The following is a 23,511-nucleotide window of genomic DNA, read 5'->3' on the forward strand; positions in this document are numbered from 1 at the left end:
TTCTCTGTTCTCTGTTCTCTGTCCTCTGTCTTCTGTTTAGCCATCCCATAGCAGACAAAATATTTCGCGATAAATTGCTATAAATCGACCATTTTGTTTAGTATATTAAACAAATTTGAGTGATTTTTCGGTCTGAAAACCAAAAATTTTGCTTTTTAAAACCATATACTAAACAGAGAGTCAGAACAATGAACCAGTATATTGATTTTAATTCAACCATTTATCCATTCCCACCCAAACCGGCTCTTCTCAGTAAGGATGAAAAAGAACATTACCGTGAAAAAATTAAACGCCTTCTGAAACAGCAGGATGCTGTTATGGTTGCACATTATTACACTGATCCTGAGATCCAAGCTTTAGCTGAAGAGACCGGCGGGTGTGTTGCAGATTCATTGGAAATGGCGCGTTTTGGTAATAATCATCCAGCCTCTACTTTATTAGTTGCCGGTGTACGATTTATGGGAGAAACCGCCAAAATTCTCAACCCTGAAAAGCGTGTTTTAATGCCAACGTTGGAAGCTGAGTGTTCGCTGGATCTTGGTTGCCCTGAAAAAGAATTTACCAAGTTTTGTGATGATAATCCTGATCGTACCGTGGTGGTTTATGCAAATACATCGGCAGCAGTTAAAGCACGAGCGGATTGGGTTGTGACTTCGAGTATTGCTGTTGAATTGATCGATTATCTGGATAGTCAGGGGAAAAAGATAATTTGGGCGCCCGATCGCCACTTGGGGAATTATGTCCGTAAACAAACAGGCGCCGATATTCTTTGTTGGCAGGGGGCTTGTATTGTTCATGATGAATTTAAAACTCAGGCTTTGATAAGGATAAAAGGTCTGCATCCCGATGCGGCGGTATTGGTTCATCCTGAATCGCCACAAGCTGTTATTGATCTGGCTGATGCTGTTGGTTCGACCAGTCAATTAATCAAAGCAGCGCAATCTTTGCCACATCAGAAACTGATTGTGGCAACAGATAAAGGTATCTTTTATAAAATGCAGCAAGCATGTCCTGAGAAGCAGCTATTTGAAGCCCCTACGGCTGGAGAAGGGGCGAGTTGCCGTAGTTGTGCACATTGTCCGTGGATGGCGATGAATGGCTTACAAGCTATCGTTCAGGGATTGGAACGGGGAGGGGATCGGCATGAAATATTGGTTGCAAAAGAATTGCGGGAAAAGGCGCTGATTCCTTTAAATAGGATGCTTGATTTTGCAACTCAGTTAAAATAGGAAATTGAATAATGAGAGTAATATTTTATTGTAGATAATAATAGGATATAACAGATGGATTTTTTCAGTATTAACAATATATTAGTCAATATACCTCTGGGAAAGGGAGGATATGATTTATCGTGGATTGAAGCAGTAGGTACGATCGCCGGTTTGTTATGTATTTGGTTTGCCAGTCAGGAGAAGATAATTAACTATTTGTTTGGACTAATTAATGTCACATTATTTGCTGTGATTTTCTTCCAAATTCAACTTTATGCCAGTTTATTGTTGCAGTTATTCTTCTTTGCGGCAAATATTTATGGTTGGTATGCTTGGAGCAGAGTGAATGATCAGCAGCAGATTGAACTTAAAATACGTTGGTTAAGTTTGAATAAGGCGGTAATAATTAGTCTGATTTCTGTGCTATTGATTGCCATTATGACTTTTAATATTGATCGGGTCTTTGGTTATCTGACTCAGATTGCCGTTACGGTTATGCAAAAATTTGGCTTTAATGTTCAGATGCCAATGTTGGAGCCTGATGCATTCCCATTCTGGGATTCAACAATGACGGTGCTATCTATTGTGGCAATGGTTCTGATGACCCGCAAATATGTTGAAAACTGGCTGGTGTGGATAGTTATCAATGTGATAAGCGTTGTTATCTATTTCCATCAAGGCGTGTTGGCAATGTCGTTGCAGTATGTGATTCTCTTGGGTATTGCATTTAATGGCTCCCGTTTGTGGATTCAGGCAGCTAAGAAAAACCATTCTTTGCCATTATCTCATACGAAATAGTTTCCTAATTATGCCAGAGAATTGTTTTGTCGATTTCTGGCATATTTTTAGGTATTTACTTTGATAATTCTCATTTCTAGAGATATTTCAACCATAAGAATAGAGCTAACCACATTTGACTATATCTTGCTATGTCTTGAGTTAAGCATTGATTTATTTATTCTCTACAAAGAATATTTACAGTTTGGCTTCTAACAGTTAGATTAAAATCACAAGATTGTTTTAATTAAATATGTAAAGATGTTAGATGAGAGAGGGCTATGAATTATCAGAATGATGATATAAGAATTAAAGAGATAAAAGAATTATTACCTCCTGTGGCACTACTTGAAAAATTTCCAGCGACTGAAAAGGCTGCATTTACAGTGCGTAAGGCTCGCAAAACGATTCATCAAATTCTGACGGGGGAGGATGATCGTCTGTTGGTTGTGATTGGGCCATGTTCTATTCATGATCCTAAAGCAGCAATGGAATATGCTGGACGGCTGAATGAATTGCGTGAGGAGCTGAAAGAGGATCTGGAGGTTGTCATGCGAGTTTATTTTGAGAAACCGCGTACAACGATTGGCTGGAAAGGGTTAATTAATGACCCTCATATGAATCACAGTTTTGATATTAATGATGGTTTGCGTTTAGCTCGTCAGTTGTTGCGGGATATTAATGACATGGGACTACCGGCGGCGGGAGAATATCTGGATATGATTTCTCCACAGTATTTAGCCGATTTGATGAGTTGGGGGGCAATTGGCGCTCGTACAACGGAATCTCAGGTCCATCGTGAGTTGGCTTCTGGTCTTTCTTGTCCGGTTGGTTTTAAAAATGGCACCGATGGTACGATAAAAGTCGCCATTGATGCGATTAATGCGGCAGGTTCCCCTCATAGTTTCCTTTCTGTCACTAAGTGGGGACATTCCGCGATTGTGAATACCAGCGGAAACAACGATTGTCATATTATCCTGCGTGGTGGTAAAGAGCCGAATTATAGTTCTGAACATGTTGCTGCCGTGAAGCAAGACCTGGAAAAAGCCGGGTTGCCGGCAAGGATTATGATTGATTTCAGTCATGCTAATAGTTCTAAGCAATTTAAAAAGCAGATGGATGTGTGTTCAGATGTGAGTCGGCAGCTTATTGCTGGGGAGAAAGCGATTATTGGTGTCATGGTAGAAAGTCATTTGGAAGAGGGAAATCAGAACCCGGACAGCGGCCTGCCATTGGTATATGGCAAAAGTATTACTGATGCTTGCATTGGTTGGGCTGACACTGAAATTTTGTTACGTCAATTGTCGTCGGCAATAAAAGCGCGTCGTGGCTGATAACATTTTTCCAATGTAAAAAAACCGGAATCGACAACTCCGGTTTTTTATGTTTGCTGGAAAATAAGGTGTCAGCAATTTTTTATAGCAAGGAAATTACTTTGCCTTACCTTGGTTGGCTACCGCAGCGGCTTTTGCTGCGATTTCATCAGCGTTACCCAGATAGTAATGCTTGATTGGTTTCATGTTTTCGTCGAATTCATAAACCAAAGGTACTGCTGTTGGGATATTCAGCTCAAGAATAGCTTCTTCGCTCATACCGTCCAGATATTTAACCAACGCGCGCAAAGAATTACCGTGTGCTGCGATAATCACTTTTTCACCTTGAGCAACACGCGGTTTGATAACTTCTTCCCAGTAAGGGATCACGCGTTCAATAGTCGTTGCCAGGCTTTCAGTCACGGGTAACTCTTCTGGTTTCAGATTCGCATAACGTGGATCATGGCCTGGGAAACGTTCATCATCTTTAGTTAAATCTGGCGGAGTGATAGCAAAACCACGACGCCACAGTTTAACTTGATCATCGCCGTATTTAGCGGCGGTTTCTGATTTATCCAGACCTTGCAGCGCGCCATAATGACGTTCATTCAGTTTCCAGCTTTTTTCAACCGGCAACCATTGTTGATCAACTTGATCCAGAATGTTCCATAGCGTATGGATAGCGCGTTTTAGCACGGAGGTGTAGGCAAAATCAAAAACAAAGCCTTCTTCTTTCAACAGTTGCCCTGCTTGTTGAGCTTCGGCGCGACCTTTTTCAGATAACGCGACGTCAGTCCAGCCAGTGAAACGGTTCTCTTTGTTCCACTCGCTTTCGCCATGTCTTACCAGAACCAGTTTAGTGACAGCCATAGCTTAAACTCCTTAAAAATCAAACTTAATGATAATTGAGCGCATTATATTGCTCTATGCGCCAGAACCGCAATCTATACCCGTTATCTTTCAAGTTGCCTCTTTGTTGGCTGCGCTCACTCACCCCAGTTACATAGTTCGCTATGCTCCCGGGGATTCGCTCCCTTGCCGTCGCGATGCATCTTGAAATCCATTGGGTATATAGTCTTGTTGCAAACTTTATTTGCTTGAAGATCTGAACTTCTTGCAGGTTGCTGAAATAGACACCGGGCAAGTTTGGCACGTTATAGTACGGTTACCAGCTTGATTGGGTAAGTAAAGAACAGCAAGTGAACCAAATTGAGCGCGAAGTGGAACCCAACAGCGACCCACAGACGGCCACTCCACATCCATGCCAGCCCATATATTAATCCCGCAAGTGTGGCAAAAATCATCAATAGTGGACCACCGACAAAGTGCGCGCCGCCAAACATCAAAGCGGTGATGATCAGGGCGAAATAGGGGTTAATCCACTGGCTCAATCTTTGCTGGATATAACCTCGGAATAGCGCTTCTTCCGCCAGAGAAACGAAGAAGATATTCGCCAATATAAACATCGGTAACCATTGTGGCATATGCAGTTCAACCGCTAGTCCTCCAAGAGCTGTTGCGATACTCAACAGGACGGGAATAGCAATAGCTAAGATTATCCATGCATAAGGCTGAATTTTGGCTAGTGGTTTTGTTGTAAATAGGCCAGGCATGCAACATAGCAACAGAAAAGGAATGAGTGCTTTGTCAAAGTTGAAATAGAGTGAGAATGGGGCGCTATGAGGGCCTACCTGAATTTTATCGAGATATTTCAAGTTATTAAAACCCGGGAGCAGATGTAGAAATAATGCCGCTGCAAAGGCGAGTAATAGCAGTTCAGTGGTTATTTTAATGATGTTATTTTGTTGAAAATAGATACGTAGCGCACCTAACAAAAAAATAATCGCGATAGTGGCGATTGCCGGATAGATCAGAGTTTGCGTGACGAATCCGGTAATAATCGCAGCCAGTAGAACAATAAGTGCAGTAGTGCGGTGTATAGCTAATAACGCTAGTGATGTAGCAAGTAAACCCCAAATCATATAATTTCCCTTTATTTTTAACAAATTAAAAAACGATCTGAAAAGCAGACCAAAAATCGATGATGGATGTTATTTAGCAAAAATCGCCGTAAACCCTCGCCCAATGCGGGAGGGGATATAGGGCGAAAAGCCCGCAGGGCTTTAAAGATCAATCAGGCGTTGACTGACTCTGAACATAAGCTCTCAACGTTTCAATATTCTCCCCTCCAGCACTACAGGCAAAGTATGATCTTGACCACAAAAGCCCTGTTTTGCTCTGCATTGGTAAATGTGTGTTCTGCTGTCGCAGTAAACGCGATGATACCGACTTTAAATTGTTGACCATCACACTCACTGACAGTTTTGGCGGGTATGCAACTAAAAGGTGTACATGATCTGGCTCTCCGTCCATGTCGATGATTTCGCACTGGAGTTTTGCGGCAGAAGATAAGAACGCTTCCCGTAGCTGCTCAATCATGCGCCCGTCAAAGAGCTTGCGACGGTACTTTGTCGTAAAAATTAAATGCACAATGAGCTGACTGGTACTGTGCCTTTTGCGAAGAAACCCTTCCAATGTTTCATGTTGATGACTCAATTGATATACCCACATAACATGTTAAAATATATAAATTATAACAATGAGCGCTGACGATGTTAAGAGCCACGAAAGTACGCCTCTATCCCACACCTGAACAGGCTGAGTATCTTAATGCCCAGTTCGGGGCGGTTCGTTTTGCGTACAACAAGGCTCTCCACATCAAGAAACACGCGTATAAGTATGACGGAGTGAGCCTGAGTCCGCGTAAAGATCTCAAGCCGTTACTGGCCGTCGCGAAAAAATCCCGAAAATACGGGTGGCTGAAAGAATATGATTCCATCGCGTTGCAACAGGCGGTGATCAATCTAAATACGGCGTTTGATAACTTCTTCAATCCAAAGCTGAAAGCAGGTTTTCCGACTTTCAAAAGTAAGCACGGCAAACAATCGAGCTATCATTGCGTGGGAGTAAAGGTACTTGATAGCGCGATCAAAATCCCGAAGTTATCTCCGGTCGAAGCCCGTATCCATCGTAAGATTCCAGGCGAAGTAAAAAGTATCACTATCAGTCGCGCCGCAACAGGTAAATACTACGCCTCAATACTCTGCGATGACGGTGCGAAAGCGCCGGCAAAACCATCACGGGTAACAAACGTGACAGGGCTAGATATGGGGCTTTCCCATTATGTGATCAAATCAAACGGTGACAAGGTGACAAACCCGCGTCATCTTATCAACGCCAGCCGTAATCTGAGACGTAAGCAGAAAGCGTTATCGCGTAAGAAAAAGGGCAGAGCCCGTCGTCGCAAAGCCCGCCTGCGGCTTGCATCCGTACACGAACGGGTAGCCAATGCCCGTGCGGATTTTCAACACAAACTCTCTCGCGCAATTGTTGGCGAAAACCAAGCGGTAATCGTGGAGACGCTGAAATCGGCCAACATGATGAAGAACCCTCATCTGGCCCGCGCTATCGGCGATGCGGGCTGGCATGGATTTATCACGAAACTGGAATACAAAGCAGCAGAGAAAGGCGTGCATCTGGTCAAACTGGATCAATGGTTCACCAGTTCGAAAACCTGTCACTGCTGTGGTCATAAAATGCGGGAAATGCCCCTGAATAAGCGTATCTGGCAATGTCCTGTTTGTGGAGTCGGGCATGACCGCGATATCAACGCGGCAATCAACATCGAACGCAAGGGCATACAGGAATTACAGGCGGCGGGACTCGTCGTCTCTGCCCACGGAGGCCAGCGTAAATCCGTCACACAGACGGTTGCGGCCTGAGAAGTGGGAAGCCTCGCCGTTTACGGCGGGGAGCAGTCACTGAGCAAAAAATAATAATGTATGATAATTAAATTGCGATGCTTTTTTCACTGGTCGGAGAAGAAATCCAGCGGTGATAATTATTTTTTTGGTCAACAAAAAGCCGTGTTATTGGTAAGGCTCATAACCGACATGTACTATTATACCCGTCATCTTTCAAGTTGCTTCTTTGTTGGCTGCACTCGCTCACCCCGGTCACGCCAGCCACATAGTTAGCTATGCTCCCGGGGATTCTCTCCCTTGCCGTCGCGATGCATCTTGAAATCCATAGGGTATAGATCTGATTCAATAGGGTATGAAAAATAAGCTTTATTAAGATATTGAACAGATCAGCCACTTGTATAAACAATGGGTGGCTGTCAGGTTGAGCTTGATCTAATACAAATTCGCTTATTTTCGTGTACTGATTTTAACCTCCAGCTTACCTTTATTATCTGTTAATCCGGCACCATAACGCCCTTTTAAGTCATCATTGATACAAAGCTGTAATTCACCAGATAACCCACTCGGGACACTGGCTTCACAACTAATCAAAAAAACGCTTTCACCGACACGGCCTACCAGTGCGCCTACTGGCTGGCCTGGTAACGTGTAATCTTCCTGGGCAATATGAGCCTTATCTCCCTCTGCCTGGCAATCGTTGTACTTTGGGTCAAAAGACCATGTGCCGCTGATATAGGTAATGGTGGTTGTCTGGCTTGTATTGACTGTCACACCGCTATTCTGCCAAGGTTTATTCGCAAGTACAGACACAGTGACTGGATACAAAATATTGGCCGCTAACTCAGCTTCTTGGGCTTGAAAGCCAGCTCCATTTAAGGCTGTGACTAACTCTGGGCGAGTTGTCGCTGGATACACTTTAGGATCAAGCAACATTTGACCAACGTCTAGCGGAGGAAGCGTTGGGAAGTGCTTGTGCAGTGCAACTGCAATCTCGTTAGCAGGAAAGTCAAGATCACGTAAAATAACAGCAATATCAATGGGGTAGAGTGGAGTCATTAACATCTCTTTGGAGACTAAAGTCATAGCAATACTCCTTATATCTGTTGACTAAATAAACTCGCGATACAATTACCGTCTACCATAAATTTCTAGCAGGACGGCTGTTATTTCGCTGGCGCTGATGGCTGGATAGGCTGATTTTAATCCTTGCCCGGTTTCTATTGCTGGATAACCTGCCAGCGCCATAGTGCGACCTAATGTTTTGGCTTGGGTTGCAGGATATTGAGTGATTAATGTCTGTCCGCACTGACTGCCGGATAGGTGTTCGTCATACGCTTTCTGAGCCAATTGTTCTAGGGTTAATGCTTTGCCATATATAGCCAGTAGTATTTCGGTTATTTCGCTGGCGTTGATGGCTGGGTAGGCTGATTTTAATCCTTGCCCGGTTTCTATTGCTATATAGCCTACTTTTGCCATAGCTGCTGCTAGTATATTCGCCTTGAGATCAGGCAAGGATTCAATTATCAGTTTGCCGCAATCATGACCACTCATCTGTTGTTGATATGCCGACTGCGCAATTTGTTCTGGTGTTATCACCACCTCTATTGCCACTCCATCACTCCAGATACTTGGGATTGATGTTGCGGTGGTATCCGGCATGCTAGCTAAATAAAGTTGATATGTTCCTGCAATCGGGATCGGTGGTAAAGCGATATGGGCTCGTCCAGTTGTGGAATTCACAGTTTGTTGTATCCATGAATTGTTTGGAGCCAGTAAGTTGAGTAAATAATGAGTAATATCGGGACAGCATTGCCATTGAATCTCTATGCCCCCAGATTGGTAATTAGCCTGAATTTGCTGAGGAGTATCCAGACGTGACCATTGCTGAACCTGACAGAATTCGCTGGCAATATAATTGGGGTTGTTCAATGCTGCTAATGAAAAACGATATTTCCCGGCAGGTTTCAGCTTATCGAAAATAATAGCCGCTGAATTCTGTGGAGCGACAATTAAGCGGTTTTCGATTTGTCCATTTTCCTCGATTTGCACGTTATAGTGACTGGCGCCTGTTATCAGATTCCACTTCAATATAAGATTAATCTCTCTTTCAATAATGGATTTTGTTTCTAAATTAATGTTCAACTCCGGTATTGGCAGACGATGCTGCTGTAGTTGATTTTCTGAGCTGGTAAAGTTTTGCCTGGTGGCGGCGACTGACCAGGTATAAACGCCAGCGGCTAATTCCGGACTGATAGGTAAAATAACTGAATTATCTTTGTGATTTAGTTTGTTATTGAATAACGTTTCGTTATTTGGCGCTTTTAATTTGACCTGATAACCGTCAGCATTTTTCGTATAGCCCCATGCGAATTTAGCCTTACGATCCTCATAGGTTGCTGATAAATTCTCAGGCGGTTTGGGATCGGCAGGCTTGGGAGGATCGGGAGGCGTTGGTTTACTGTTAATTTCATCTTTAATTTTATTGATAATGTTACCGATGATAGCCGCTCCCGCAGCTACGCCCCCGGCAGCGGCTAAAGCTTCTGCGCCGCTCTGGATTGTTTCTGTTAGTGCGGCGTCAACTAGCCCCTCACACAGTAACGTCATGGCGTAATCAGCGGCTTTCTCGGCGGCTGTCAACGTCAGAAAGGCGGCGATAGCTTCACGATTTTCCAATAGCCCTTGAATGAAAGATTCAGCCGCGCTTTTCAGCGCTGCACCGATAGCATTAGGTAATTCCTCTAAAGAGAGGTTGTTTGGCAGTAAAAACTCTACGGTTTTTGGGAAGGAGAGAGTAACGAAATCCGTTCCTGCCATTGTCATGGTGTACTTACCGTTTAACACAAAATACAGTTGGTCATTCTGGCTGGAATTATCCGTCTTAGTATCGAACGACGGGGAAATAGAAAACCGGGATGTGAGTAAATGCTCATTGACAAAGTGGGTTAATTGGCCGCAATTGGAACCTTTACTGCTTGAGAATTTTTTTAATTCTTCGATAAAATTAATAAACTGGTTGTTATCTAAATTAAATGCCGGCCAGTCAGTGATTTTAAATCCTGCGCTTTTGCTATAGGAAAAACCTAATTTCGCTGAACTGGGTAATATCGGAGAAGAAATTTTGTCTGAGGACAATGAACCACTGATTTTTAATTCCCCAGTTTTCTCTTTTATACCTGATATTTCTACATTTAAACCAAAATCATGTTTAAAAAACAGCAGCCCACAGCGAAAGCCGAATTTATTTTCCTTGACGGTAGAGAAAAACAGGGTTGGACCGGGCTCCTGTCCAAAACCTGTAATTTGCAGTACAAATAATGAAATTGGATTAAGTAGCTGGATCTCTGCATTGACGCCTTCTTTGGTAATTTGTATATCTCCTTTGAGCTTCAAAGTTTCAATCAGTGTAATGTCAAACAGGGCATAGAGGTGAAATCCTGGTTGATAATCGGTGATATCCTGATTTAATAACAGAGACTTTTCGGCTAAAGAGGAAATAATCGTATTTTCCTGTTTAATGTCTCCATCTGTTTCGCGCCGGTAATAAAGGTTGCTTCCCGGATGAAAAACGATATCGATAAAATGACTTGGCCAGGAAAAAAGGGGACCAGCAAATGATGCCTCAAATATATCATGTATCGATAAATCTTTATTAATAGCGACTGAAGCCAGTATGGGGGTATTATCTAGAAAATAAAGATATCCACTTAATGCGGGTAGTTTTGCATAATTAATTGTTCCCTTTACCCAATATAATCCAACTTTAGGTTGTTTCTTTTCTGGCACGGCAAAGGTGTAATCAATGCCAAAAGATAAGTCATCAAATGTGACGCCAGTCATTCTTCCGTCAAAGGGCTGCTCAATAGTGCTTTCTGAGCCTTTATGACAGATTTTTAAAGATGCCTGTACTTGCTTTTCATCTGCCCTTAAAGCCCCGTCAAAACAATACGTTTTCTGGAACAAATCTAATGTGATAGTACCTGCTATTTCATATTTTGCGTAATTATCAAACTGATATTTCAGTATTAAATTATTGAAACCAAAAATCTTAAATAGTTTGAAATCAGGAAGAACGGCAGTATAGCGACTTTGTTTAATTGATTCGCCTGCGGATATTCCCCGATCCAAACGCCCACTGAGTGAGATGTCTGCCTGTGGTAGATCGCCATTTTTAACGCCAACTTCAATTAAGCTGTTAAATAAATAATTCCCTTTTAAACGCAAGGTTAGCCAGAAGGTACAACTATGGGATACCGGCGTTTCCATTTCTGTCACTGACTTTGGTAAGGGTATTTGTGGAAAAATGTTACACAGTTTCTCTGCTTCTGGTGGATTGGCATGATTGGAGAAAGTAAAAAAACCTGCATCCTGTATTAATAGCGGGGCTTCTTTCTCAGGTAAGTTAAGATGAAAAGCATGGTTGAGTAATTTAAAGATATTGAGATTGTCAGCTCCTGCTTTTTTTGCAGTCATATCGATATAGATTAGAGAATAACTATTGAATAAAGCAAGCTGGCATTGCATTGGGCTACGCATTTCGCCATCAAATATTTTGCACCAATCTAAATGGGCTTCAATCTCAAATCGTGTTCCCATATCTTACCTCAGATAATAAAATGTATCGCTAAGGCTATGTATTTATGCTTCTAAACGCATAGCCTTATATACCCGTCATCTTTCAAGTTGCCTCTTTGTTGGCTGCACTCACTCACCCCGGTCACATAGTTTGCTATGCTTCTTGAAATCTATTGGGTATATATCCGTTATCTTTCAAGTTGCCTCTTTGTTGGCTGCATTCACTCACCCCGGTCACATAGTTTGCTATGCTCCCGGGGATTCGCTCCCTTGCCGTCGCGATGCATCTTGAAATCTATTAGGTATATATCCGTTATCTTTCAAGTTGCCTCTTTGTTGGCCGCACTCGCTCACCTTGGTCACATAGTTCGCTATGCTCCCGGGGATTCGCTCCCTTGCCGTCGCGACGCATCTTGAAATCCATAGGGTATAGTCAATATTGAGCGGATAATTTAGGATTTTGTTTCTGGGTCAAACTTCTTGTCTGTTTTGTTGTATTTACCCTCGGAAACAACAACATTAAGACTTTCCACTACCTTATCAACACCGGTTTCTTTCAATAATGAACCTGGTGGCGCAACGGCAATATAGATATGTTCTGAATTACCGATAGCGACTTCTAATAAAGTATTTGCAGGTTGTCCATCTTTTTCGGGTGAAACTACACTAAAAAGAAAAGGCGCTTCTGGAGCCGGGGTTGCCGATGGAATATTTAAATCAACGTTATAACTGTCTTTACCAAGTTTAAGTTTGACTGATATGACTGCGCTTAGACCGCTCATTGTTATTCTCCTAATTGGCATATAATAGCAGAGAATCCATCTTTGGCCTGATGGAAACATTTTGTCACTTTACTGCATAATAATAGTTTAATCTGGAGTCTAATTCACTAAGTAATCTAGTTAATTAATGTGATGAATATCTATATAATGATTGTAATCGTGAAATGGAATGGTTGAATGAATTAAATTTAATTTAAAGATAAATGATTGCGGGGTTGTTTTTATTGTTTTTGGCTATATGAAATTAATATTCTTATATTTAAATATATTATTTTTAAAATTGAATTATTTTACGTAGAAAAGATTAACGGTGATATCTTTATGTTACCTAACTTTTTTGACACGCTATAATTGTTACGAATAAATAAAGCCAGCATGCTTGCATGTGTATTGCTACTAGATTGACATAAACATACTTTGCAATACTGGCTTTTGTTGCAGTATTAATCTTATTTTAATACTTTAGTTATTGATTCTTTCTGTTTTATAACGATATATGTCACCATCAGAAATAAATATCAGCCGGTGAGTAATGCATTGCGGCGCATCTTCCTGATGGTGAGAAACAAACAGGAGCTGGGTATCACCGTCAGCAATCATGATATCAATGAAACGTAATATTAACTGACGGTTAAGTGGATCAAGCCCTTGCAGAGGCTCATCAAGGATCAATAAAGCCGGATGTTTAACCAGTGCGCGAGCTATCAGAACAAGCCGTTGTTGCCCCCATGAAAGGCTGTGAAAGGGGCCGTTGGCAATCTGAGCAGATAATCCCAGTAAAGCCAGCCATTCATCAGCAAGTTGCTGTTGGCGATCTGATACTGTCTGGTAAAGACCAATTGAATCGAAGAAACCGGATAGAATCACATTACGAACGCTGATACTGACACGATATTCCAGATGAATACTGTTGCTGACATAACCTATATGACGTTTGATATCCCAAATCGTTTCGCCACTACCGCGTTGGCGACCAAAAAGGATCAGCTCATTACTGTAGCCTTGAGGATGATCTCCGGTAATCAGACTCAAAAGCGTTGATTTTCCAGCACCATTTGGGCCAATAATTTGCCAATGTTCACCTGAATTCACTTGCCAATCTAGTCCATGCAAAATTGGCTGATCATTATATTGAACGACACCGTTACGTAGGATAATCAGCGGTTGATCGGATGGTAGCTTATCATCGACAGGAAATTCATCTGTTTCAGGTAAATGAATACCGCCCAATTTTTCACTGTGAGCCAGTTGAGCCACCAGTGAATCTGCCATCACTTTTTCTTTGATGCCAACAGACGTTAGCTGGCAGTCCGCTAATACGCCAATCTGATTAACAAAATCTGGGATTTCACTGAACCGGTTAAGGATAAGTACTAGAACGATTCCTTTTGATGATAATTTTTCCAGTAATTCAGCGAGTTGACCACGGGCGAATAGATCAAGGCCATTGAAAGGTTCATCAAGGATCAACAAATCAGGTGAAGTCATCAATGCCTGGCAAAGCAGTGTCTTGTGGGTTTCACCGGTAGAAAGATATTTAAAACGACGGGAAAGTAAATCCATAATACCGAACTGTTTTGCCAGTTCCAGGCAAAGTTCATTATCTTTATGATAAAGCTGGATGATTTCTGCCGCAGTGCGGCCGGTATCATCTTCATCATCACTGAGCATATCAGTATTATTGCGTTGCCATTCTTCTTCCGTCAGTTTTTGTAATTGTTCTTGAGAGACGCGGGCGCACCGGTGAAATGAGCAATTTCGTTCGCCGGAAAGTAGGACTAGTTCATTTGAAAGTGCGCGGGCCAATGATGATTTTCCGCTACCATTAGCGCCAATAAAAGCCCAATTTTCGCCGGAGGCTATTTTTAGTGATGATAACTGCAAGGTACGAGTAGCACTTAAACGGAAACAGCCTTGCGTTATTTGCAATTCAGACATCTTTTATTCCTTTTTAAGCAACGCAAACATCTTCCCACAAATAAGCGGAATGCCGCAGAATGTCAATATTAACTTTTAATTAACATTTAATATTGGACATTAGGGAATGTGTGAGGTACGTAATGTCATGATATTCCCTGATATTATGAGTCGTTCAGTGATAATGGCGGCAATTCTTAACACAGAGTTGCAATAATTATCTGGTCAGCATTAAAAAGTGCAGTGATTTTATCTCCAGGATGTAGTTTCAGGTCGTTTGCTTCTTGATTAGGTAGAGTAGAGCAGAGGATTGCCCCGCCATCAAGGGCAATAATAATTTCAGTGTTCTCTTCGCCTGTTTCAATTTTACTGATCTGTCCTGTCAGAGTATTGTCAAAATGACCGCTAGAAAACGGCTCTTTAGTGAGTTTTACCCAAGGTGCTTTAATGAGCGCCAATACCTCCTTACCTTCTACCAAGTCGAGACGATTAGCGCTTTGTTCTGTTAATGCTGCGTTCAGTGATGTTTGACCATCTGCCAGCAATATGCGGACATGTTGCTGTACCGGATTATGGTCACGGTCAGTAATTGTGCCAAAGAATTGGTTACGGGCGCTGGTTTGCAGAGAAAACCGGGAAATGGCAGCTAACAGGCTATCGAGAGGAAGTTGGTCATCTTTTAGCACATCAAAGGCTTTTTGCTGAATTTGTGTCAGTAGATCGTAAAGTTGCAACAGACGTTCGCCATAATGGGTAAGATTTGCCCCGCCGCCTCCTTTACCACCTGTAGCACGGTCCACCACTATTTCATCTGCTAACTGATTCATTTCGTTAATAGCATCCCAGGCGCTTTTATAGCTGATCCCCGCCAGTTTTGCCCCTTGGCTGATGGAGCCCGTTACTTTAATCTGTTTAAGTAATAATATTCGCCGTGGATCTGCGAATAACCGTTGCTGTAATTTCAGTGTCAATAGAATTTCGGCTTGCATAATAGTTTTTTTCAGGGAATATAATCGTAAATTTTTATTGGATAACTCGGGAAAACGCACGTTTAGCCGGTTACTGTTGTTTGTCTTTTGTCTAGAATAGTACTAATTATAGCGGTATTACCCGCTATAGTTAAAAATGTGTTATGTTTCTGGCTCATTAAATGAGCCACTATGTGAGGCTGCCATGTTTGAGTTGATTAAAAGTATGGCTTTTGCCCTGGTTATGGTACCGGTGGTGATGGTCGGAATTTTAGGTTTAATTTATGGTCTTGGGGAGCTGTTTAATATCGTTTCCCGTATTGGCCGTTCTGAAAAGTAAAATTAATATTTTTTTTACACCAGATGCTATTCTGATTACCCGGTAATTAACCGGGTAATTTGTCTTAATTAATTATAATCATTTCCATTTTATTCATTTGGTTTTTCTATTACAGTATTTTAATTCGAATTAAATTAGATAGTAAAAGTTGCTCACAATTTGCCGATTAATATTGGAACACTCTTCCATTTAGCGCTATATCTTGTTATACACAACGAACTAATGGGTAAGAAACAGGTGGAAAACAAATGAAAAAGAGTTTTGGCAAACTGCTAGTCGGCGTTGTCGTTTCTTTTGCTTTGACGTGGCAAGCGTGGGCTACGGAAAAAGTCACGTTATTCGCTGCTGCCTCGTTGACTAATGCACTTGATGATATTGCGCTACAGTATAAGCAAAAGACAAAAGGTGAAGTGATAGCTTCTTATGCTTCATCTTCCACTTTGGCTCGCCAAATTGAGCAAGGTGCGCCGGCAGATATTTTTATTTCGGCTGATCAACAGTGGATGGATTATGTTGCCGGGAAGAAACTGATTATTGATGAAACTCGGTTAACTATGCTGGGAAATCAACTGGTTCTGATTGCGCCGAAGGCGAGTAAACTCAATAAAGTTGACATTAATAAAGAAACTAAATGGAAATCCTTGTTAGAAGGCGGTCGTCTTGCGGTTGGCGATCCAGATCATGTTCCTGTGGGTATTTACGCTAAAGAGTCTCTGCAATATTTGGGAGCATGGGAGACGGTTAATCCTCTGTTGGCGCGTACCAGTAATGTGCGCAGTGGTCTGGCGCTGGTGGAACGCGCTGAAGTTCCGTTGGGTATCGTTTATGGTTCAGATGCCATTGCGAGTGATAAAGTCAAAGTGGTGGGGATCTTCCCAGAGGAGAGCCACAAGCCTATTGAATACCCAATGGCGATAATCAAAGACCATAGTAATCCCACCGTTATCAATTTTTATGAATATTTGAAAACCCCCGAAGCCGTTGCCATTTTTAAACGTTACGGTTTTCACCCACTTTAGGAATAGACTTTTTGGTTATGTTGAGTGAATACGAATGGCAAGCCATCATCCTGAGTCTGAAAGTTTCAGGTATGGCGGTATTACTTAGTCTGCCATTTGGGATCTTGATGGCGTGGATTCTTGCTCGTTTCCGGTTTCCCGGTAAATCATTACTCGACAGTATCATCCATCTGCCGCTGGTGTTACCGCCAGTGGTAGTGGGTTATTTGCTGTTGATCAGTATGGGACGCCGGGGCTTTATCGGTGAATGGTTATATGACTGGTTTGGGATCAGCTTTGCATTTAGTTGGCGTGGCGCTGCATTGGCTTCTGCTATTGTTGCTTTTCCGTTGATGGTTAGGGCGATACGTCTGGCGCTGGAAAGTGTTGATCGGCGGCTGGAGCAAGCTGCTCGGACGTTGGGCGCGAATCCGTTTAAGGTATTTTTTACTATCACATTGCCGCTCTCTTTGCCTGGAGTCATTGTAGGTACTGTTTTGGCATTTGCCCGTTCATTGGGTGAATTTGGCGCAACCATCACTTTTGTGTCCAATATTCCAGGTGAAACGCGGACGATCCCTTTGGCAATGTATACCTTGATTGAAACGCCTGGAGCAGAAACTGCCGCGGCTCGTTTGTGTATCATCGCCATTATTCTGGCGTTGATATCACTGATGGTTTCTGAATGGTTAACCCGTTGGGGAAGAAAACGTTTGGGAGCAACATGTTAGAGCTGGATTTTGAGCAACAACTTGGCGATCTTCATTTACAGGTCAATACAGAGCTACCCACTGAGGGGATCACCGCTATTTTTGGCCTTTCAGGCGCCGGGAAAACGTCACTGATAAATGTTATTGCTGGTTTGATATGCCCACAGAAAGGGCGGATTGCCCTTAATGAGCATGTACTGGTCGATATTGAAAAAGGTATCTGCTTGCCGCCAGAGCAACGTCGTATAGGTTATGTTTTTCAGGATGCCCGGCTTTTTCCTCATTATCGAGTAAAAGGTAATCTTCAATACGGGATGTCGCCGGAGATGAAACCAGAATTTGATAGCATTGTTAGTTTGCTAGGGATTGAGCACTTATTATCCCGTTTTCCTCTTACCTTGTCCGGTGGTGAAAAACAGCGGGTTGCTATCGGTCGTGCTTTATTGACGGCGCCTGATCTGTTGTTAATGGATGAACCGTTGGCATCGTTGGATCTCCCCCGTAAAAGAGAACTATTGCCTTATCTTGAAAGGCTGTCTGAAGAGATTAATATCCCGATTTTGTATGTCAGTCATAATCTGGATGAGATTCTTCGTCTGGCAGAAAATGTCCTGGTCATGGATAACGGAAAAGTCAGAGCAACAGGAAAATTGGAAGAAGTTTGGTCCAGTAGTGCATTACGTCTTTGGTTACAAAAAGATACTCTTAGCAGCATTTTGAATGTTTTGATGGTTGAACATCATAATCGTTATGAAATGACTGCGGTAGCGCTCGCTGATCAGGCTTTATGGTTGCCGAAAATTGATGTTCAACCGGGAACCGATTTGCGTATCAGAATAGATGCTTCAGATGTTTCATTAATACTGGAACCTCCGCGCGGCAGTAGTATCCGTAATATTCTGGCTGTGAAAGTGGTTGAATTTTTTGCTGATAATGGGCAAGTCGATGTCAAATTGGCACTGAGTGGTCACTATTTATGGGCGAGGATCACCCCGTGGGCAAGAGATGAACTTAATTTGCGGCCCGGGCAGTGGCTTTATGCTCAGATAAAAAGTGTTTCTCTTCATCGACAACTGTAATTTCTACTATACCCTATGGATTTCAAGATGCATCGCGACGGCAAGGGAGCGAATCCCCGGGAGCATAGCAAACTATGTGACCGGGGTGAGCGAGTGCAGCCAACAAAGAGGCAACTTGAAAGATGACGGGTATATAAATAACAACGGGGAGCCTATCGCAGGGTTCCCCGGATGGTGGTTTTGTCAGACAAGCGATTAAAGAACGTACTTGCAAATAACTTCGGCAATACCTGGCTGAGTATTATCCAGCGTCACCAGATCGGCTTGCTCTTTAATGGCATCCCCACTATTACCCATAGCGACACCGAGTCCGGCGGCTTTTAGCATGCTCAGGTCATTAAAGTTATCGCCAAAAGCGATGACATCTTTCATGCTCATTCCCTGTGATTCAACCCACTGTTTCAAACGCATCCCTTTACTGTTACCTTTCTTGGTAATATCCACCTGATCGAACCATGACCATTCACACGAAAGACCTGTATCATTTTCGATTTGTGCAGTCACTTCCCGTAGCTTGACTAAATCAGGAGAGCTGGTGGCGAATTTCCAGATAGACTGTACTTCATCAATGGCATGCTGAAAACTAGTAACATGTCGCATAGTTGGGCGTTGAGATTCAGGCAAGGTTTCAGACCATTTCATGGTACGGAGAACTGTGTCATACGGTTCTTCGTATAGCATGGCGTCATCCACATACATCAGACGGTGAATATCTGTGTTTTTTAAATGGGTGAGAACTTTTATGGCTTCCTGAGATGACAGTGGATCTGAGGCTAATACTTTCTTTTCATGGTAATCATACAGATAAGTACCATTACAACAGATGGCAGGAGTATCGAGTTGCAAAGCCTGATAAAAAGGGTGGATAGCGACATGATGACGTCCAGTGGCAATCAGCACCTTAATACCAGCTTTACGTGCTTCATTTAGTACAATGAGTGATTCTGACAGGATATTTTTTTGAGGATCGAGTAGTGTACCATCCAGATCCAGTGCAATGATGCGATATGACATAAATTAGCCTCATAACTATATATAATATAAGGATATTACATTGGAACTGAATAAAGCTACACCAATTGTGCGGTGAGTTTAACCGATAAAACCAATTAAGGAGTGAAGATGAAACAAGTGGTTTATACGGCGAGTCCAAACAGTTGTCAGATTCATGTTTGGAACTTGAATAGTGAAGGTGAGTTATCACTCATTCAGACAGTTGATGTACCGGGGGAAGTACAACCAATGGTGGTTAGCCCGGATCGTAAACATCTTTATGTTGGCATCCGGCCACAATTCAGTATTGTCACTTACCAGATTGGCTCTAGTGGGGAACTGGTACAACAGGGGATTTCATCAATACCGGGTAGCCCGACTCATATCTCTACCGATAAACAGGGCCGCTTTCTGTTTTCTGCCTCCTATAGTTATAACAATCTAAGTGTCAGCCTAATTGATGAACAGGGGGTTGTGGGCGAACCTGTTCAGGTTATTGCAGGCTTGCAAACACCGCATTCGGCTAATATTGACTGGGATAATAAACAACTATTGGTTCCTTGTCTGAAAGAAGATCGCATCCGTATTTTTGAGATGACAGAAGAGGGTTATCTGACAGAAAAACGTGCTGAGGAAATCCCTACGGCAATGGGTGCGGGTCCTCGCCATATGGCGTTCCATCCGAATCAGCAGGTGATTTACTGTATTAATGAACTGGATGCTACGGTGGATGTTTATCGCAAGTGGGAAAAATACCGGATTATTCAGACGATTGATTCATTGCCGACAGATTTAGCGGGTGTTCGTTGGTCTGCGGATATTCATATTACACCGGATGGTCGTCACCTTTATACCAGTGAACGTACTTCAAGTTTGATCAGCCATTTTGTTATTTCGCCAGATGGCTTTAATTTAACGTTGGCAGGGCACTATAAAACTGAAACTCAGCCGCGCGGTTTTGCTATTGATCACAGTGGAAAATACTTAATTGCATCCGGTCAAAAGTCTGACCATATTTCAGTTTCTTCTGTAGATAAATATACCGGTAAATTGACTGAATTAACGCGTTATCCAGTGGGTAAAGGCCCAATGTGGGTTACAGTGCTGGCCTTGTGAATCTGATAGACGTTCATGTAAATAATCGGTAATCGTTAGAGCAAGTTTGAGTTAATACAACCGCTAAATTTTGCGGTTATTCAACCGGACAGGTGCAAAAATGGTTTTCTGTGCTTGCCCGGTTGTACTAAATGCGTTAGCAAAATTTTCTGGTTATTTGAGTTTGAAGCTTGCTAGTAAAAGTTTTCTATAAATTTTCGAGTATTGAAATTGCTATTTTTGTCAGGTTATATACACAGAAATAAATTAGCAAACAATTTCTTACTATGATTTATTGCGACCATTTATGATTAACCACGCTAACGAAGTTAAGCCTGTTCAACATTTTTTGCATTGGGATACTGATTTGGACTTGCTTCTGGGATAAATCTTACTAGTGTTCCGGTGCTATAGTTTTGAATATCATTTTTCATATCCTTAGCGCTGGCAAAAAATATAGCTTTATCCTTTTGGCTTTTTATCAAAGCATATCGGGTATCGACGATTTTTATTATTTTTCCTATATGAGTAGCATCTAGTTTATTTTCATCACCCCATCCTGTTATTATTGGTAAAGATGATAGCCCAGCAGACAATTGTTTATTTTTCCAAAGAGAATGAATATTGCATAATTCACTCATCTTGATGTTATTTTCAATAATAGATAACAGTTTTAAATTAGATGGGTTGATCCATTTGATAACCTTCAGGCATTTCTCATAGCTTTCAACAACTTTATTAATTATATGTTCCACTTGATATGCATTTTTAGAACGCCACAAAGGTTCATGATGTGATAATCGATTTCGAATTTTGTTGATTTCTTTTAATTCGTTGCCAATGCTATTAATAGAAAGAGGGCGTTGGGTCTGTATATCTAGAGCATATGGGAAAACCAATCCGCGAAGCTTAGGCCATAATGTCAGATATGAATTTCTTTGTATATCGTAACTATTATTTACCATTGATATCCAGAAACCCAATGTGAGTTTTGCAATATAGTTTTCGGGTGTTAATGTTTTCCCATCTTTTTGTAGTTGTCTTGTTGCTGTCAAAATGTTCCTATATGCTTCGGCATTATTTTGTTGAGTGAAAACATTAATAAACCAAAGTTTATCAATCTTGTTTTTTTCTATTTGCCATTGCTCTTGGTTAAATGTGTTTTCTATTTTTATCTCTTCATAACGGATATATCCTTGATAAATAGCATTACGTAGAGAGACTTCGATAATTTGGAGCGCGGGGAAAAAAGCACTGGCAAGTTGTTTGTTCCACAGATAAATACCCAAGCATTCTTCTTTTGTTATTCCTCCTAATACAGGAAGCTGGTAGGTGGAAAACCTGTGATTTGATAGTGAATCTATAATTGTCGTTATAGTCATAGTTGTTTACCTCCTTTAAGGTTGCTCAAGTATACTTACTTAAGGTTTGATTTACATTCTATGTGAAACAGGAATTGACGCTTTTGATGATTTGTTGGATAATCTTTGCCCAGAGGTAACTCTACTTGTGTAAGCACCCGCCCCTACTCATTACGAAGGTCGGAGTGTGGAGAAATTTTTCGAAAAAGGCTCCCGATTGGGGGCCTTTTTTGATCGAGTTGAAATTCAGTTTTACTAATTGTTCTCAATACATTCAGAAGAATTTCTTCAATAATAAAAAATTACAAATTAATTGCACCAGAGATAGCCTTTGTCAGGAGTGAAAGTTGTTCTGGTTGAATAATATAAGGCGGCATCAAATAGATCAGCTTGCCAAATGGTCTTATCCAAACACCTTGAGAAACAAAATGGTGTTGTAGCACCGCCATATTCACAGGCTGTTTCATCTCCACGACGCCAATTGCACCTAATACCCGAACATCGGCCGCTCTTGCATGATATTTTAGTGGCATCAACTCAGTATTTAATTGATTTTCAATTGATTTAACACGTTGTTGCCAAGGGCTTTGTAATAACAATTTCAAATTGGCTTCTGCTACGGCACAAGCTAATGGATTGCCCATAAATGTTGGGCCATGCATAAAACAGCCTGCTTCGCCATTGCTAATCGTTTCGGCTACCTTACGGGTTGTCAGTGTTGCTGATAGTGTCATATAGCCGCCTGTCAGCGCTTTTCCTACACATAAAATATCTGGCTCAATTTCAGCATGTTCACAAGCAAACAATTTTCCTGTGCGGCCAAAACCGGTGGCAATTTCATCCGCAATTAATAGAACCTGATGCTGATCACAAAGCATTCTGACCTGACGCAGATATTCAGGATGATAAATTCGCATTCCTCCAGCGCCCTGTACGATAGGCTCAAGGATCACCGCGGCAATATCACAGGAATGCTGCTCCAGCAGAGTACGAAATGGCATGATATCTCGCTCGTCCCATTGAGAATTAAATCCGCACTGAGGAGATTCGGCAAACAGATGGGGCGGCAGATAGCCTTTGTAGAGATTATGCATTGAATTGTCGGGATCACAGACAGACATAGCGCCGAATGTGTCGCCATGATAACCGTGGCGTAATGTCAAAATACGCTGACGTTTCTCACCTTTTGCTTGCCAGTATTGCAATGCCATTTTTAGCGCCACTTCCACCGCGACAGAACCTGAATCCGCCAGAAAGACACATTCCAGTGATGATGGGGAGATTGCCACTAATTGTCTGCAAAGTGCGATTGCGGGTGGATGGGTAATTCCACCAAACATAACATGGGACATCTGATCAATCTGAATTTTAGCAGCTTGGTTCAGTACCGGATGGTTATATCCATGAATGGCAGCCCACCAGGAAGACATGCCATCCACCAACTTACGACCATCAGCCAACTCTAGTTCTACACCAGAAGCGCCAACAACCGGATAGACCGGGAGAGGTTTGGTCATAGAGGTATAAGGATGCCAGATGTGGTGCAGATCAAATTCAATATCGGAAGAGGTCATAAGGCTGATGTAAACTTATTTATTTGAAATTGGTTGACAGTATAACGGCATTAT

20 protein-coding genes are annotated in these 23,511 nt (G+C 42.0%); 9 read left to right on the forward strand and 11 right to left on the reverse strand.

From position 1 onward, the window contains the following. Positions 1–188: 188 nt before the first annotated feature. The 3 genes from nadA (at position 189) to aroG (ending at position 3,322) form a co-directional block, all read left to right on the forward strand. Positions 189–1,229 (forward strand): quinolinate synthase NadA, encoded by a 1,041-nt coding sequence (gene nadA, locus V2H77_RS13035; RefSeq protein WP_341499141.1) that lies wholly within the window; start codon positions 189–191, stop codon positions 1,227–1,229. A 54-nt stretch (positions 1,230–1,283) separates the two neighbouring features. Beyond that, positions 1,284–2,009, forward strand: a complete 726-nt coding sequence (gene pnuC / locus V2H77_RS13040) for a nicotinamide riboside transporter PnuC (RefSeq protein ID WP_341499142.1) — start codon at positions 1,284–1,286, stop codon at positions 2,007–2,009. A gap of 260 nt (positions 2,010–2,269) precedes the next feature. Further along, positions 2,270–3,322: a 3-deoxy-7-phosphoheptulonate synthase AroG gene (gene aroG / locus V2H77_RS13045; RefSeq protein ID WP_341499143.1), complete on the forward strand. Its 1,053-nt coding sequence runs from the start codon at positions 2,270–2,272 to the stop codon at positions 3,320–3,322. 96 nt (positions 3,323–3,418) lie between these two features. Here the strand turns inward: aroG and gpmA are convergent, their stop codons facing one another. The 3 genes from gpmA to tnpA all read right to left on the reverse strand — a co-directional run bounded on the left by gpmA (position 3,419) and on the right by tnpA (position 5,872). Next, a complete protein-coding gene (gpmA, locus tag V2H77_RS13050) occupies positions 3,419–4,171 on the reverse strand; it encodes a 2,3-diphosphoglycerate-dependent phosphoglycerate mutase (protein ID WP_049583514.1) in 753 nt (250 codons plus the stop codon). A 284-nt stretch (positions 4,172–4,455) separates the two neighbouring features. After that, entirely contained in the window at positions 4,456–5,280 is an 825-nt protein-coding gene (locus V2H77_RS13055; RefSeq protein ID WP_341499174.1) for a CPBP family intramembrane glutamic endopeptidase, read from the reverse strand. A 151-nt stretch (positions 5,281–5,431) separates the two neighbouring features. After that, positions 5,432–5,872, reverse strand: a complete 441-nt coding sequence (gene tnpA, locus V2H77_RS13060; RefSeq protein WP_376712595.1) for an IS200/IS605 family transposase — start codon at positions 5,870–5,872, stop codon at positions 5,432–5,434. Between the two features lie 41 nt (positions 5,873–5,913). Here tnpA and V2H77_RS13065 point away from each other — a divergent pair, with 41 nt between their 5' ends. Next, the gene (locus tag V2H77_RS13065) at positions 5,914–7,083 is read left to right on the forward strand and encodes an RNA-guided endonuclease InsQ/TnpB family protein (RefSeq protein WP_341499144.1); all 1,170 of its coding nucleotides are present in this window, start codon (positions 5,914–5,916) and stop codon (positions 7,081–7,083) included. 429 nt (positions 7,084–7,512) lie between these two features. On the opposite strand, the gene V2H77_RS13070 is transcribed toward V2H77_RS13065, so the two are convergent. The 5 genes from V2H77_RS13070 to modE form a co-directional block, all read right to left on the reverse strand. Further along, the gene (locus tag V2H77_RS13070; RefSeq protein WP_341499145.1) at positions 7,513–8,148 is read right to left on the reverse strand and encodes a hypothetical protein; all 636 of its coding nucleotides are present in this window, start codon (positions 8,146–8,148) and stop codon (positions 7,513–7,515) included. A 45-nt stretch (positions 8,149–8,193) separates the two neighbouring features. Then, a complete protein-coding gene (locus tag V2H77_RS13075) occupies positions 8,194–11,661 on the reverse strand; it encodes a hypothetical protein (RefSeq protein ID WP_341499146.1) in 3,468 nt (1,155 codons plus the stop codon). Positions 11,662–12,092: 431 nt separating this feature from the next. Next, a complete protein-coding gene (locus V2H77_RS13080; protein WP_088372413.1) occupies positions 12,093–12,422 on the reverse strand; it encodes a hypothetical protein in 330 nt (109 codons plus the stop codon). Positions 12,423–12,884: 462 nt separating this feature from the next. Beyond that, entirely contained in the window at positions 12,885–14,360 is a 1,476-nt protein-coding gene (gene modF, locus V2H77_RS13085; protein WP_341499147.1) for a molybdate ABC transporter ATP-binding protein ModF, read from the reverse strand. Positions 14,361–14,536: 176 nt separating this feature from the next. Next, positions 14,537–15,328 (reverse strand): molybdenum-dependent transcriptional regulator, encoded by a 792-nt coding sequence (gene modE / locus V2H77_RS13090; RefSeq protein WP_341499148.1) that lies wholly within the window; start codon positions 15,326–15,328, stop codon positions 14,537–14,539. A gap of 184 nt (positions 15,329–15,512) precedes the next feature. Here modE and V2H77_RS13095 point away from each other — a divergent pair, with 184 nt between their 5' ends. From V2H77_RS13095 to modC, 4 genes are all read left to right on the forward strand, one after another. Next, positions 15,513–15,647: an AcrZ family multidrug efflux pump-associated protein gene (locus tag V2H77_RS13095; protein WP_074525014.1), complete on the forward strand. Its 135-nt coding sequence runs from the start codon at positions 15,513–15,515 to the stop codon at positions 15,645–15,647. Positions 15,648–15,895: 248 nt separating this feature from the next. After that, a complete protein-coding gene (gene modA / locus V2H77_RS13100; protein ID WP_341499149.1) occupies positions 15,896–16,666 on the forward strand; it encodes a molybdate ABC transporter substrate-binding protein in 771 nt (256 codons plus the stop codon). A 17-nt stretch (positions 16,667–16,683) separates the two neighbouring features. Beyond that, positions 16,684–17,376, forward strand: a complete 693-nt coding sequence (gene modB, locus V2H77_RS13105; RefSeq protein WP_341499150.1) for a molybdate ABC transporter permease subunit — start codon at positions 16,684–16,686, stop codon at positions 17,374–17,376. Continuing rightward, entirely contained in the window at positions 17,370–18,434 is a 1,065-nt protein-coding gene (gene modC, locus V2H77_RS13110; protein ID WP_341499175.1) for a molybdenum ABC transporter ATP-binding protein ModC, read from the forward strand. Before modB ends, modC begins: the two co-directional genes overlap by 7 nt. A 195-nt stretch (positions 18,435–18,629) precedes the next feature. On the opposite strand, the gene V2H77_RS13115 is transcribed toward modC, so the two are convergent. Next, on the reverse strand, positions 18,630–19,448 hold the full coding sequence (locus V2H77_RS13115; protein ID WP_341499151.1) for a pyridoxal phosphatase: 819 nt from the start codon (positions 19,446–19,448) through the stop codon (positions 18,630–18,632). A gap of 108 nt (positions 19,449–19,556) precedes the next feature. Between V2H77_RS13115 and pgl the strand changes: the two genes are divergently transcribed. Beyond that, a complete protein-coding gene (gene pgl, locus V2H77_RS13120) occupies positions 19,557–20,543 on the forward strand; it encodes a 6-phosphogluconolactonase (RefSeq protein WP_341499152.1) in 987 nt (328 codons plus the stop codon). Between the two features lie 308 nt (positions 20,544–20,851). Here the strand turns inward: pgl and V2H77_RS13125 are convergent, their stop codons facing one another. Together V2H77_RS13125 and bioA are read right to left on the reverse strand one after the other, a co-directional pair. Continuing rightward, the gene (locus V2H77_RS13125) at positions 20,852–21,904 is read right to left on the reverse strand and encodes an Abi family protein (protein ID WP_341499153.1); all 1,053 of its coding nucleotides are present in this window, start codon (positions 21,902–21,904) and stop codon (positions 20,852–20,854) included. A gap of 281 nt (positions 21,905–22,185) precedes the next feature. Then, positions 22,186–23,457, reverse strand: coding sequence for an adenosylmethionine--8-amino-7-oxononanoate transaminase (gene bioA / locus V2H77_RS13130; protein ID WP_341499154.1), 1,272 nt, complete (start codon positions 23,455–23,457; stop codon positions 22,186–22,188). Positions 23,458–23,511: the final 54 nt, after the last annotated feature.

The sequence above is a fragment of the Photorhabdus sp. P32 genome, from assembly GCF_038085095.1.
Taxonomy (GTDB): domain Bacteria; phylum Pseudomonadota; class Gammaproteobacteria; order Enterobacterales; family Enterobacteriaceae; genus Photorhabdus; species Photorhabdus luminescens.